Source organism: Rhodococcus sp. NJ-530, from assembly GCF_003860625.1.
In the GTDB taxonomy this organism is placed as follows: Bacteria; Actinomycetota; Actinomycetes; order Mycobacteriales; family Mycobacteriaceae; genus Rhodococcus_F; species Rhodococcus_F qingshengii.
The window spans coordinates 639,781-653,319 of sequence record NZ_CP034152.1 but is presented as its reverse complement, the minus strand read 5'-3'; the positions used below and the strand labels follow the sequence as shown (position 1 = coordinate 653,319).

The following is a 13,539-nucleotide window of genomic DNA, read 5'->3' as shown; positions in this document are numbered from 1 at the left end:
TATTAACCGCCCGCGGTTAATAAAGGCGCACAGCAAGTTAGAGCGCTACGTACTTTGTATCGAGATACTCGTCGATACCCTCGGTTCCGCCTTCACGGCCGAAGCCCGATTCCTTCACCCCACCGAACGGCGCGGCAGCATCGGAGATCGCGCCGCGGTTGACGCCCACCATGCCGGTGTCCAGCTTGGCCGAGACGCGCATCGCACGGTCGATGTCGCGAGTGTAGAAGTACGCCACGAGACCGTACTCGGTGTTGTTCGCAGCCGCGATCGCTTCGTCTTCGGTGTCGAAACCGACCACTGCCGCAACGGGTCCGAAGATCTCTTCCTTCAGCAGGCGCGCGTCGGCGGGCACCTGGTCGAGGACCGTCGGGGTGAAGAAGAAGCCGGGGCCTTCGGGTGCCGATCCACCGGTGCGAACGCGAGCACCCTTGGACACGGCGTCGTCGACGAGTCCGGTGACGGTTGCGAGCTGCTTGGTGTTGATCAGCGGTCCGATGTTGGTGCCCTCGGCGTCACCGGCGCCCACCTTCAAGGCCGCAACCTTGGCGGTGAACTTGTCGGTGAACTCTTCGCGCACCGAGTTGGCGACGTAGATGCGGTTGGCCGCGGTGCAGGCCTCGCCGCCGTTGCGCATCTTCGCGAGCATTGCGCCGTCGACAGCTGCGTCGATGTCGGCGTCGTCGAAGACGATGAACGGCGCATTGCCACCGAGTTCCATCGACGTGCGGAGCAGCTTGTCAGCAGCATTGCGCACCAACAACTTTCCGACGCCAGTGGAGCCGGTGAAGGTGACCTTGCGCAGACGCGCATCTTCCATCAGCGGTCCACTGATGGAAGCCGCGTCGGACGTCGGGAGGATCGAGAGCACACCGTCGGGCAGACCGGCATCGGCGAACACCTGACCGAGGAGCTGCATGGTCAGCGGCGTGTCCTCGGCGGGCTTGACGATGATGGTGCAACCGGCAGCCAGCGCCGGTCCGATCTTGCGTGTGCCCATGGCGAGCGGGAAGTTCCACGGGGTGATCGCGAGGACCGGTCCGACGGCTTCCTTGGTGACCAGGATGCGACCGTTGCCGGCCGGAGCCTGCGTGAAACGTCCGCCGATGCGTACTGCTTCCTCGCTGAACCAGCGCAGGAATTCGCCGCCGTAGTTGACCTCACCGCGGCTCTCTGCCAACGACTTACCCATTTCCAGGGTCATCATCAGCGCGAAGTCCTCGGCGCGGGCGTGCAGCAATTCGAAGGCGGTGCGCAGAATCTCGCCGCGTACACGTGCCGGAGTGGCCGCCCAGTCTTCCTGCGCCGCAGCGGCGAGGTCGAGCGCACGGATACCGTCGGCAGCGGTGGCGTCGGCTACCTGGGCGAGTTCCTCACCCGTTGCCGGGTTGTAGACCGCAAAGGTCTTCTCGGCCGGGACGAGCTTGCCGCCGAGCCAGAGACCCTTGGGTACCGAGTCGAGAAGATCCGAGACGTTGGACATGTCAGTTCCCCTGTGCTGCAGTGCGGATAGCGGTCTCGAGGACGGTCAACGCGTCGTCGAGCAGCTCTTCGGAGATGACCAGCGGCGGGAGCAGACGGATGACGTTGCCGTAGGTACCGCAGGTGAGGATCACGACGCCGGCAGCGAGGCATTCGGCGGCGATCTTCTTGGTGATGTCTGCGTCCGGCTCCTGCCCACCGGGCTTGACCAACTCGATGGCGAGCATCGCGCCGCGACCGCGAACGTCACCGATGACGTCGAGTTCCTTTGCCAGTGCGTTCATTCGGCCGACGACGGTCGACTCGATGGTGCGTGCGCGGCCACAGAGGTCGAGCTCACGCATCTGGTCGATGGACGCCAATGCAGCGGCGCAGGCGACGGGGTTACCGCCGTAGGTGCCACCGAGGCCGCCGGGGTGGACAGCGTCGATGAGCTCGGCGCGGCCCGTGACAGCGGCGAGCGGCATGCCGCCTGCGATGCCCTTGGCGAGCGTGACCAGGTCGGGGACGATGCCCTCGTGATCGCTGGCGAACCAGGCGCCGGTACGAGCGAAGCCTGCCTGAACCTCGTCGGCGATGAAGACGACGCCGTTCTCCTTGGCCCACGCGACGAGCGTCGGGAGGAAGCCTTCTGCGGGAACGATGAATCCACCCTCACCCTGAATGGGCTCGATGAGGATGGCGGCGGTGTTGGCAGCGCCGACCTGCTTCTCGATCATCGTGATGGCGCGCTGTGCGGCCTGCTCACCGGTGATCTTGGAGCCGTCGACATTGAGGCCCTCGCGGTACGGGTAGGACATCGGGACGCGGTAGACCTCGGGGGCGAACGGACCGAAGCCGCTCTTGTACGGCATGGACTTCGAGGTCAGTGCCATCGTGAGGTTGGTGCGGCCGTGGTACGCGTGGTCGAAGACGACGACTGCGTCGCGACCGGTTGCGTGACGGGCGATCTTGACGGCGTTCTCGACGGCTTCTGCGCCGGAGTTGAACAGCACGGAACGCTTCTCGTGGTCACCGGGGGTGAGCTCGGCGAGACGCTCGGCGACCTCGACGTAGCCCTCGTACGGAGCGACCATGAAACAGGTGTGGGTGAAGTGCGCGACCTGTTCCTGAACGGCGGACACGACGGCCGGGTTGGAAGCGCCGACGCTGGTCACCGCGATACCGGCACCGAGGTCGATCAGCGAGTTGCCGTCGACGTCGACGATGACTCCGCCGTCTGCGTCGGCGACGTAGACCGGGAGGGTGGATGCGACGCCGGCGCCGACGACCTTCTTACGGCGTTCGGCGAGCGCAGCCGAGCGCGGGCCCGGGAACTCCGTGACGATGCGACGCTCCTGCGGAAGCCGGTATTCGATTGCACTCATGTGACCACCCTCTCGGTTGTGTATTGCATTCGAGTATGCGACGCGCGAAGCATCGCAAGCACTGCCGAAATGGATACCCGGAGCTCCAGGGCTACTCCATATCGGCAACGACAGCTAGCCTTGATCAGGTGACGGTTCCGATCTCGTGGCTCTTGCGCCAGAAACACCTCTCGCTGGCTCTGCTCACCGACCGAGCAGCTGCCACCCACCCCGTCACGTTTGCGCAGGCCACAGAGCTGACGGACCCCACCCCGTGGCTTTCCGGCGGCGAATTGGTGCTCACCACCGGGCTGGCACTGGTGGGCGCGGACGCCACCGACTACAGCGAGTACATCGACCGTCTGGCCGCCGCAGAAGTATCGGCTCTGGGTTTCGGGACCGGCCTTTCCCACGAGAGTGTGCCCACAGACCTGATTGCCGCCGCCCGCAGCCGCGGACTCCCCCTGCTGGAAGTGCCGTTCACGACCCCGTTCGCGGCAGTCACGCGCGCGGTGATGACCCGTCTGAGCCAGCAGGAATACGAATCGGTACTCCGCGCGGCAGAAGTACAGACGCGCATCACCCGCGTTGCACTGCGCGGTGGCGTGTCGGCGATCGTGCGTGAACTAGCCACGGCCACAAAAACTTCGGTGGCGTTTGTCGGTGATCGGATCACCGCGGTGCATCCGGCAAACCAGAAGTCGTTGATCACCGAGGTTCGCGCGGTCGCGGCCACCACCCGCGATCCCAACGCTCCGGCGTCGATCTCGCAGAGCACACCCGAACGGACGCTGACACTGTCCCCCGTCGGCGTCACCGACAGTTGGCACGGCTACCTCGCCATGGCGGGCGCCGGGCCCCTGAGCAATATCGACAGAGTGTTGCTCGGGCATGCGGTCTCGCTGCTCACTCTCGAACTCGAGAAACCGGTTCGACTACGGGCCGAGCGAACTCGACTCAACGCCATGGCTTTCGGGCTCTTACTCGACGGCCGAATCCCCGAGGACGGTGTGCCGTCGTACTTGGACGAAGCGAGCGACACGCACGGCAACGTCCGTGTCGTCCACGTTCGCGGATCCGGACTCGGCCCCGTTCTTCGCGAACTCGACAACGCTCTCGCGCGAGCAGGCCGGCCATTGTTCGCGCAATCCGAGGACGGTTCGCTGACCGTCCTCCTTCGCGGAACCGACACAATCGACACTGCCAAAACACTACTGGCGCAGCTCTCCCCCACCGAGGCGAAGACGGTGCGTGCCGGAATCAGCACCCCTCACCGTCTTCTCGACGCACCCCGCGCACTCGTCCAGGCCCGCGCCGCGGCCAACCTCACGACGGCTACGGCGCGTATTCTCGAGTTCGACGCTCTTAGTGGTTCGACGATTCTGGCATCCGAGTCTGCCCGTGAGGCATTGATCGCCATGGCTGCGGACACCATCCCGGTGTTGACGGAACACGACCAGGCACACGGAACCGCACTGGCCGCGTCTTTGCGCGCCTATCTCGAGGCAAACGGCCAATGGGAATCGGCCGCAGCCGAACTCGGTGTTCATCGGCACACCCTCCGAGGCCGCATCGCACGCATCGAGGAACTGCTGCAATGCGACCTCGGGCAGGCCAGGGTCAGAGCCGAACTACTGCTATCGCTACTCGCCTGGGAGGGCCGCTGAACGCTCCTCCGCATGCACCGAAGCGAAGCTCGACGCACCGCGGACGAGTAGTTCGAGTTCGGCGTCGACCGTGCAGAGACGGGCGGTGTCCAGCGCTCCACTGCGGCTCACACTCGACATCAAAGCCGTGAACCGGCGCACCGCTTGCGGATTGGCGGCGGTCCACAGCTCGACGACCTCCGGAATACCTTCTCCGAGCGCTCCGGACACGAGGTCTGCGAAACGCGCCGTCAACCTGGCGTGGACGGCAGCGCTGCCCATGACCTCCCAATGCGAGGCACCGACGGCAACGTCGACGCCCCCGAGAACATCGCCCAGATCGAGAGCGTCGGAGAGTTCCCGATAGATCGCGGCTGCGGCCGCGGCCGTCGTATTCTCCTGCAGTGCAATGTCTGCCAGGGCGAGCGCTCCGAAAGACGCCTCGATGCGCTCGCTGGCCGACAAACCGTCGGTGAGTTCCCGCACCGGGGCTGCCCACCGATCGATGTCGGCGCGCGGGTTCACGGTGAACCGGCCGGCTGCTCCCGGACGACGCAACACCCAGCTCATTTCGGATTCCAACAACTGCTGCAAGCGATCGAGAGCCTGCAACTGCTCGGTGGCGCGCAGCTCCGAGTTCAAGATCTCGCGCCGAAGTTCCTCGGTGCCGAGCACTTCGCTGACCACTGCGTAGGCCAGAGCCGCTTCCGGACTGTGGACTCCGAGGTGTTCCTCGAGCCGGAACAGCACGCCGGGTCCGACGCGGTTGACCAGTTCGTCGACCACCGAGGTGATGATGATGTCGCGGCCCAACCGATGTGCGCGGACCGCGTCCGGTGCTGCCTCGACGACGGAGAGCGGGAAGTACTGCGGGAGACGATCGGCGAAGATCTGATTGTCCGGGACGGTCGACGCCCCCAATTCCGCCGTCAGCACGTTCTTCGACTGCGCCACCAGCACAGCAAGTTCCGGACGGAGTAGGCCCTGCCCGGCACGCGCCCTGACCGCCAGCGCCTTGGCGTCGGGCAGAGATTCTTCCAGTCGCTTCATGGCGCCCGCCGAGACGAGGTTCTCGATCAACCGTTCGTGCTGATCGAGTAGGGCGGGCGCGCGGTGCTCGGCCAGGCTGATCGCGAGGGTCTGATCTTCGCTGGCCTCGAGTACCGATGCGGCTACCTCGTCCTGGGCCGCCGCAAGTAGTTCATTGCGCGAGGTCGAGTCCAACTCTGCGAGTGCGATCTTGATGTTGACCTCACGGTCCGAGGTAGCCACGCCTGCCGCGTTGTCGATGAAGTCGGCGTTGATTCGTCCTCCGCCAGCGGCATATTCGATGCGGGCACGTTGGGTGAAACCCAGGTTGCCGCCCTCACCCACCACGGTTGCACGCAACTCGTCAGCGCTGACGCGAACTGCGTCGTTGGACGGATCGGCCGCGTCGACGTTGCTTTCGGTCGACGCTTTCACGTAGGTACCGACGCCGCCGTTCCACAACAGGTCCACCGGAGCACACAGGACCGCTCGGATCAGTTCCTGCGGGGTCAAGTTCTCCTCGGTGATTCCGAGGGCCGCACGCGCCTCGAGCGGAAGGCGGATCGACTTCGCGCTCCGCGGCCAGACGCCACCGCCCGGCGACATCACGGTGCGATCGAAGTCGTCCCAGGACGAGCGCGGCACGGTGAAGAGGCGAGCGCGTTCGGCAAAGCTCGTCTCGGTGTCGGGGTTCGGGTCGATGAAGATGTGGCGGTGATCGAATGCCGCGACCAAACGGATCTTGTGCGAGAGCAACATTCCGTTGCCGAACACGTCGCCGGACATGTCACCGATGCCCGCGACGGTGAACGGATCGGTGTCGACGTCGAGGTCACGCTCGGCGAAGTGGCGTCGTACCGCTACCCAGGCGCCGCGAGCGGTGATGCCCATCGCCTTGTGGTCGTATCCGGCCGAACCGCCGGAAGCAAAGGCGTCGCCGAGCCAGAAACCACGCTCGACGGCGATGCCGTTCGCGACGTCCGAGAACCGTGCGGTCCCCTTGTCTGCTGCCACGACGAGATAGGAGTCTTCACCGTCGTACTCGATTACTTCTGCCGGGTGTACCGCAGCGCCGTCGACGATGTTGTCCACCACGTCCAGCAAGCCGCGAATGAAGGTGCTGTACGACTCCTGCACCTGCGCCGGGGTTGGTGACGACGTGCCCCGAACCACGAACGCGCCCTTGGCACCCGAAGGAACGATCGGGGAATTCTTCACGCTCTGGGTCTTCATGAGGCTCAGGGCCTCGGTGCGGTAGTCCTCGTATCGATCCGACCAACGCAGGCCGCCACGGGCGACGGAGGAACTACGCAGATGAACGCCTTCGACATTGGGTGCGCTGACGTAGATCTCGCGGAAGGGAACGGTCTTCTGCGGGGTGGAGAGCAACTGCGAGTCGATCTTGAACGACGCGTACGGCAGCGGGTCGCCGGACTCACCACGCAGGTACCAGTTGGTGCGCAGAGTCGCCTGCAGGAACGAACGAACGCCGCGCAAGACGCGATCCTCGTCGAGAGTGTCTGCACCGTCGACTGATTCGTCGATGGCCGCCGCCGCGGTGGCCACTGCTGTCTCCCGCAATCCTGCTACGGCGGGATCGAAACGCGCAGTGAAGAGTTCGATTGCCTGCCGTACGAAGAGTGGCTTCGCTGCCAACACTCCGACGATGTAGCTCTCGGACAACCCGATACGAGCCTGAGCGAGGAAACGGCACGCAGCGCGCAGCAACTCTGCATCGCGCCAGGTGATGTCTGCTCGTCCGATCAGACTGGAGAATGCGTCCATCCGGGTCTGTCCGGCGATGACGGCTTCGAAGGCGTCCGCCATCTTCTCCAGCGCACTGCCGTCGAAGGTGCTCGGCTCGAAGGTGAAGTAGTGCGCCGAACCCAGAACGGTCGGAAGGGGGCGGTGCGTCGAAACTCGGAGTCCGAGGGACTCGAAGTTCTCGCACAGATCGGAGAGGGAGGGCTCTCCGGACGGCCACAGCACCACACAGGTCAGATCGTCACTGCTCAGGGCATCGCTGTTCAAGTCGTCGCCCTGACGGAAGACGAGTCGCTGGCCCGCTGCTGCCAATTCGGCGACCAGTTCGAGCGCCGGGTCACCGGATCGATCACCGCCTGCCGGTCTCGATTCTGCAGCTGCGGTCTTGGTCGCCGATGATGTGCTCGCCATTGAACACCCTCCTGGAAATTATTGGATCCGAACACTTTCCAGTGTTGCGTGGATCACCGGAAAGAGGTCGTGCCCGATAGGAGTACCAACCCCCATCGGGCACGACATTTCGGCAGTTGCGGTGAGCTCAGTCGCCCAACCTGATCGGAGCAAGCTCCTCGAACACGTCGCCGGGTCCGGGATTCTCGGCAGGCGCAGCGCCGCCGAGATGGTTGACGACGCCCCATACCGCGTTGATCGCGGTCTGGATCGCGCCCTCAGCCCAGCCGGCGGTCCACGACACGTCGTCACCGGCGAGGAAGATTCCCCGATGACGCGGTTCGAGATCATTCTGCACGAAGTGGGAGAACAGGCGCTCCTGGTAGCGGTAGTGCCCCGGAAGGTTCGCCTTGAATGCGCCCATGAAGTCGCGCTCGGTTTCCCACGACAGCGTCACCGGGCTCGAGATGATGTGGCTGCGGAAGTCAACGCCGGGGTAGATCTCTTCGAGAGAGCGCAGCATGATGTTCATGCGCTCGGTGGCGTCGAGCGCCAGCAGCTTCAGCGAATCGTCCGACCAGGTGTACGACAAGCAGATCAGGCCTGGCTTGCCCTCGCCTTGATCGAGCAGGTAGGTGCCGCGACTCATACGGTCGGTCAGTGTCATCGACACCGAATCACGGCCGGTCACGGGGTCCTTGTCCTTCCAGAACGGGCGGTCGACGAGAACGAACACCTTGGTCGAACCCATGTAGTGAGTTCGCTCGATCGCAGTCCAGTGGTCGATCGGGAACAGATCGTCGTCACACCTGATGTTGTTCAGCAGCATCCAACTCTGCACTGTCACAACGGCACTCGCATACGTGCGAATGAAACCTTCGGAGTCCGTCACCGTGATGTTGCCGGGCTCGGTACGCCGGAGTTCGGTGACGCGGGGACGCGTCTCACCGTCGTTGAGCGAAGCGACCGTAGTACCGGCAGGCCAATGCGCCATGTGCGCCGGGGCGCGGTTCCACAACCGCATCGGCAGCTGCTGCGATCCACCGACGATGCCGCGGTGGTCGTCGTCGGCGGCCGTGATGACCACACGAAGGATTTCGAGGATCGAGTTGGGGTAGTCGGTATCCCAACCGCCCGTACCGAATCCGACCTGTCCGAACACTTCCCGCATGTGGAAGGACTTGAAGTGCTTCGACGCGGCGAGGAATCCGTAGAACGTCTGGTCGTCGTAGCGCACCACGAGGTCGTTCCAGATCCGCTTGATTTCTGCGGTGTCGCGGTCACGAATGGCCTGCTGCAACGGAATCAGATCGGCATGCTCTTCGAGAGTGCGCTGCCAGGCCTGCGCCACCTCGGTGTAGATCGGCGGCAGATCCTCGAGAGTGTGCGCGTAGTGGCTCTCGCCCTTGAGATCGATGACGGTGCTCGGCGTGACCTCGGCAAGGGGATTGGGGAACTCTTCGGTCTGCAGACCCAGTTCGTTCAGGTAGTGGAACAACGTTGTCGACGACGGTGGGAAACGCATTGCGCCCATCTCGGCGACAACCCCGGGGTGCCCGTCGAACTCGACCGACCGCATCCGGCCACCGATCTGATCAGCTTCGTAGACAATCGGTTTGAGACCGATCTTGAGCAACTCGTAGGCCGCGATCATGCCGGAGAGTCCGCCACCGATCACGGCAACTTCGGTACCCAGTGCCAGATCGGGCACCGAGCCGAGTCCCGCCGGACTGGAAACGTAGTCGTCGTACGGGAACGGAAAATCCGGTCCGAACATCGTGAGGGGCGGCTGCTTGCCGGGTTCCGAGGAACTGTCCGGAGCTACTGGGATGGTCATCTACGGTTCTCCTTGGAGACAGTCGTGACAGGAAGGTCTGGATACAGATCGAGGCGTCGATCGTCGAGATGTGTATTGAGAGTGCGCGATTGCGCGACGGTGGCGGCGGCGATGTCCGCGAAGAGCAATTCCTGGTCGCCGCCGGCCCTCGCCAACTCGGCACCGTCGGGCGCGATGGCGCACGAGAGACCGCAGTAGGTCAGCTCGGTTTCGGCACCGCAGCGATTGACATAGGTGACAAACATCTGACTCTCGTATGCGCGGGCCGGAACCACTTGCTGCGCAATGTGTTCGTAAGGAGTCATCAAGCCTGTCGGCACGATGAGCCATTCTGTACCGGCGTCGGCGTGTGCCCGAACCGCTTCGGGAAACTCCACGTCGTAGCAGATCAACAATCCGCAGCGGATACCCTCGAAATCGAACCCGACCACCAAGGTCTCACCTGGCCGAAAGTGCTCACGGTCGAGCGTGCCGAACAGATGCGTCTTGCGGTAGTGCGCAAGCGAAGTGCCATCGCGGTCCACCACCTGCACGCTGTTGTAGACGTCTCCCCCGTCGAGTTCGGGGTAGCCGTAGACGACTGCGATGCCGGCACTTCGAGCAATCTCGGCGACGGAATCGAAGATAGGGCCGTCGGCCGGCTCCGCGCGTAGCGACACCAGTTCACCGATGTCGTAGCCGGTTGCGGACATCTCCGGCGTCAGCAGGATCTTCGCACCGGATGCCGCAGCCTCGCGGGCAGCAGTGTCGATTGCAGCGAGGTTGAACTCCACCGACGCAAAGGTGTCCGGGGTGGTGAGCGGACCTTGGAACAGGCCAACTCGAACTGAATCGACATGCATGGTGCGCTCCTTCAGGAGTTCCGTGACGCCAATTTTCGACGGTGTGTGTGACGGGGACAACTACCAGCGTGACGGGTGCCGCCAATCATGTCAACTCTTGTTTCCTAAGAATCAACATTCACGGATTCGAGTCTCACGAAGACGACGCGCGGGGCCCTTCCGGCAATGCCGGATTCAAGACCCACAGAACCTTCGCCAGAACCGAGCCTTCGGCCTGAAAACTATGGTTGTGCGTCGGCGTGAATGTGAAGGAATCGCCCGCCGCAAGTACGACGTCTTCGGCATCGACGGCCTCACCGTTCGGATCCGTCCGACCGCCCTCGAACGAGACCCGCAAGCCGCCCTCGAGCACGTGCACGAAGTTCACGTCGATCGGCAGACTGTAGAACTCCCGACCACTTCCGCCGCCTGGTTCCAGCTCGCCGAGCAGCACCTGAATTCGACGCTCGTTGGTAGGCGTGAGCAGGTACTCCGTCATCTTTTCGCCACCGAAGCTGATTTGCGGCATGGCGTCGGCGCGGACTACTTCACCGGCGGACGCATTCTCGAACAGGGATCCGACGGGGATCTCGAGCACCGCGCACACCTTTATCAGGGTCGCCACCGACGCGTTGACGTGATCGCGCTCGAGTTTCGAGAGATACCCCTTGGTCACACCACAGGCCTCGGCCAGGTCGTCGAGGGTCAACCGCTTCGATTGACGTGCCGCCTTGAGCCTCGCCCCGATGCGCGGTCCGACCGGCTCGACCGCTTCCTTCGCCTTGGCCACTGAACCCACTCCTTCACGACCGCCGTGTCCCTTTCAGGAAACAGGGGTTGACAACCGAGCCTCTTGAAGAAACCATACTTGCTCAGAGAGCTACATCACTGAAGGGCGCCCGGTGTGCGCCGAATCGAGAGCAGGGACCTCTGCACATGGCTACCAACAACCCCGGATCGTTCATCGGACCCGTCGACGCCACGCGCGTCCCCCGCTACGCCGAGCCGACCACCTTTGCGCGTCTCCCGCGCCTGGACGAGGTCTCGCGCGCCGACGTGACGATCCTCGGCATCCCCTTCGATTCGGGTGTCAGCTACCGCCCCGGTGCCCGGTTCGGTCCGGGCCACATCCGCGCTGCGTCGAAGCTGCTGCGTCCGTACAACCCGGCGCTGAAGGTCTCGCCCTTCGCCAACCAGCAGGTAGCCGATTTCGGCGACATCGGCGTCAACCCCTTCGACATCCAGGAAGCTCTCACGACGGTTCAGTCCGCCGTTACCGACCTGCGCGCCGACGGTTCCTCCGTGCTCACGCTCGGCGGCGATCACACCATCGCACTGCCGATCCTGCGTTCACTGGCCCGCGATCACGGCCCGATCGCCGTCCTGCACTTCGACGCTCATCTCGACACCTGGGACACCTACTTCGGTCAGCCTTTCACCCACGGCACCCCCTTCCGCCGCGCCAGCGAAGAGGGCCTGATCGACATGGAGCGCTCGCAGCACATCGGCATCCGTGGACCGCTCTACAGCGAGAAAGACCTCGAAGACGACCGCGTCCTCGGTTTCCAGGTGATCCGCAGTGACGACTACGAGGTCGACGGCGTCGCCAGCATCGTCGAGCGCATGCGTAAGCGCCTCGACGGTGGCCCGGTGTACGTCTCCGTCGACATCGACGTACTCGATCCCGCCCACGCTCCGGGCACCGGAACACCCGAAGCGGGCGGCATGACCTCTCGCGAATTGTTGAACACACTGCGTGGGTTGGTGGGACTCAACGTGGTCGGCGCCGACATCGTCGAGGTAGCGCCGGCGTACGACCACGCCGAGATCACCGGTATCGCAGCGGCCCACGTCGCTTACGAGTTGCTGTCGGTGCTCGCACTCAATCGCTGAAGCAGCACAACGCTATCCGTCGTGTGATGCATCTCGGGGTTCGCGGGAAGATCACGTTCCCGCGACTCCGAGACCAACACCTTCCAACCATCGGTGAACAGCGACTCCACGTATTCGGGTGTATGGAGCATGGCCCGATGGTGCTCGGTCGGCGACTCGTGAGGTGAGTGGCCCACGATCAGCAAATGCCCGCCGGGCGCGACCAGATCTCCGAGAGCACGGAACAATTCCCCGCGCGCGGGTTCGAGCATGTGGAAGAACTGCGCGGACACCAGATCGAACGAGCGCCCCTGCGGATCCCACTTCGTCAGGTCGGCTTCCAGCCATTCGATGTCGACGCCCTCGCCCTCGACGTGAGCCTGGGCGCGGCCGAGCGCAACCGACGAGATGTCGGTGCCGGTGACCTTCCACCCGCGACGCGCCAACCACAAAGCGTCGGCACCTTCGCCGCAACCGACGTCGAGTGCCGTGCCCGGTTCCAGGTCGGAGGCTTCGGCAATCAACTGTGGGTTGGGATTTCCGCTCCAGCGCGCGGGGCGTTCCTCGTACAGCGAGTTCCAGAACTGTGCGTCCGCCTTGGCGTACGGATTCTCGGTGGTATCGGAGTTTTCGTGGTGATTGTGGTGTTCGTGGCTCATGCACCCAGGATGAACGACCTTCCACAACTCACGCAACCATCTTTGCTGAAACAGCAACTTCTCCATTTCGACGCCCTGCTAACGTCACGTCGTGGCCGGTGGATTTCCCGTGTTTCGTCTCTACTGCAACTCAGCAGGCCCATACGTTTTGTGTTGTGCGCATTTCCCCGAGTTCACCGGTTCGAACTCGGACGAAGAGTTCAGCGTCCGGCAGAGCTTCGACCGCGCAGTCGAGAAGATTCTGCGCGATGCATCCTTCGAACCGACTACCTTGACTTTGGTCGGCGAGCAGCAGGGCTATCCCGTCGGAGACCGACTGTTCGATACGACAGTTCCGCGTACCGGAACCGTCTCGTACGCGTTCCAAGAAGCCGGACCGCCGTGGATCGTTCTCGGCCTTGATGTTTCGGCGGACGAATTCTGGTCCGAAATCGACGACGACGCAGACCTCCACGGTCTCGGCCCCACCTCCCCGTTGAGGTCAGTTCCAGCAACCGTGCTCACGGAGACCGGGTGGCCACGACGAAGTGACCTCGACTCCCCGTGAACTGAACCAGAACTCCAACCTTCGTGAAATCGAACAAAAATCCGCCCGATTTTCGTGAGGATCGACCGAGATGCCCGTCACGTCCTACGCCAAGATTTAGCGGTCACACTCGACTGCGCCCTCACGATTCACTCCCGGGCCCCGGC

At 63.8% G+C, this 13,539-nt stretch carries 10 protein-coding genes; 3 read left to right on the top strand and 7 right to left on the bottom strand.

Annotated features, from left to right (window positions below; translation table 11 throughout):
- Window positions 1–37 precede the first annotated feature (37 nt).
- Window positions 38–1,483 carry an NAD-dependent succinate-semialdehyde dehydrogenase gene (locus EHW12_RS03000; protein WP_042922728.1) on the bottom strand — a complete coding sequence of 482 codons (1,446 nt, stop codon included), beginning with the start codon at window positions 1,481–1,483 and terminating at the stop codon, window positions 38–40.
- Window position 1,484: 1 nt separating this feature from the next.
- A complete protein-coding gene (gene gabT / locus EHW12_RS02995) occupies window positions 1,485–2,849 on the bottom strand; it encodes a 4-aminobutyrate--2-oxoglutarate transaminase (RefSeq protein WP_125050266.1) in 1,365 nt (454 codons plus the stop codon).
- Between the two features lie 128 nt (window positions 2,850–2,977).
- Here gabT and EHW12_RS02990 point away from each other — a divergent pair, with 128 nt between their 5' ends.
- Complete coding sequence (locus EHW12_RS02990; protein ID WP_064111427.1) at window positions 2,978–4,495, top strand: PucR family transcriptional regulator; 1,518 nt, start codon at window positions 2,978–2,980, stop codon at window positions 4,493–4,495.
- On the opposite strand, the gene EHW12_RS02985 is transcribed toward EHW12_RS02990, so the two are convergent.
- The 4 genes from EHW12_RS02985 to EHW12_RS02970 all read right to left on the bottom strand — a co-directional run bounded on the left by EHW12_RS02985 (window position 4,472) and on the right by EHW12_RS02970 (window position 11,105).
- Complete coding sequence (locus EHW12_RS02985; protein WP_125050265.1) at window positions 4,472–7,678, bottom strand: NAD-glutamate dehydrogenase domain-containing protein; 3,207 nt, start codon at window positions 7,676–7,678, stop codon at window positions 4,472–4,474. The two genes, EHW12_RS02990 and EHW12_RS02985, sit on opposite strands and share 24 nt — an antisense overlap.
- Before the next feature lie 127 nt (window positions 7,679–7,805).
- Entirely contained in the window at window positions 7,806–9,494 is a 1,689-nt protein-coding gene (locus tag EHW12_RS02980; RefSeq protein WP_007727084.1) for an NAD(P)/FAD-dependent oxidoreductase, read from the bottom strand.
- Window positions 9,491–10,336: a carbon-nitrogen hydrolase family protein gene (locus EHW12_RS02975; RefSeq protein WP_054827723.1), complete on the bottom strand. Its 846-nt coding sequence runs from the start codon at window positions 10,334–10,336 to the stop codon at window positions 9,491–9,493. The genes EHW12_RS02980 and EHW12_RS02975 overlap by 4 nt, the downstream gene beginning before the upstream one ends.
- Before the next feature lie 133 nt (window positions 10,337–10,469).
- A complete protein-coding gene (locus tag EHW12_RS02970) occupies window positions 10,470–11,105 on the bottom strand; it encodes an XRE family transcriptional regulator (RefSeq protein ID WP_007727089.1) in 636 nt (211 codons plus the stop codon).
- A 146-nt stretch (window positions 11,106–11,251) separates the two neighbouring features.
- Between EHW12_RS02970 and speB the strand changes: the two genes are divergently transcribed.
- Complete coding sequence (speB, locus tag EHW12_RS02965) at window positions 11,252–12,208, top strand: agmatinase (RefSeq protein ID WP_003941134.1); 957 nt, start codon at window positions 11,252–11,254, stop codon at window positions 12,206–12,208.
- On the opposite strand, the gene EHW12_RS02960 is transcribed toward speB, so the two are convergent.
- Entirely contained in the window at window positions 12,172–12,846 is a 675-nt protein-coding gene (locus EHW12_RS02960; RefSeq protein ID WP_125050264.1) for a class I SAM-dependent methyltransferase, read from the bottom strand. The two genes, speB and EHW12_RS02960, sit on opposite strands and share 37 nt — an antisense overlap.
- Before the next feature lie 91 nt (window positions 12,847–12,937).
- Between EHW12_RS02960 and EHW12_RS02955 the strand changes: the two genes are divergently transcribed.
- Entirely contained in the window at window positions 12,938–13,393 is a 456-nt protein-coding gene (locus tag EHW12_RS02955) for a hypothetical protein (protein ID WP_230793173.1), read from the top strand.
- Window positions 13,394–13,539 lie beyond the last annotated feature (146 nt).

Coding starts and splice junctions, on each gene's coding strand:
- EHW12_RS02985 (WP_125050265.1), bottom strand. CDS start 7,678: ATGGCGAGCACATCATCGGCGACCAAGACCGCAGCTGCAGAATCGAGA.
- EHW12_RS02975 (WP_054827723.1), bottom strand. CDS start 10,336: ATGCATGTCGATTCAGTTCGAGTTGGCCTGTTCCAAGGTCCGCTCACC.
- EHW12_RS03000 (WP_042922728.1), bottom strand. CDS start 1,483: ATGTCCAACGTCTCGGATCTTCTCGACTCGGTACCCAAGGGTCTCTGG.
- gabT (WP_125050266.1), bottom strand. CDS start 2,849: ATGAGTGCAATCGAATACCGGCTTCCGCAGGAGCGTCGCATCGTCACG.
- speB (WP_003941134.1), top strand. CDS start 11,252: ATGGCTACCAACAACCCCGGATCGTTCATCGGACCCGTCGACGCCACG.
- EHW12_RS02980 (WP_007727084.1), bottom strand. CDS start 9,494: ATGACCATCCCAGTAGCTCCGGACAGTTCCTCGGAACCCGGCAAGCAG.
- EHW12_RS02960 (WP_125050264.1), bottom strand. CDS start 12,846: ATGAGCCACGAACACCACAATCACCACGAAAACTCCGATACCACCGAG.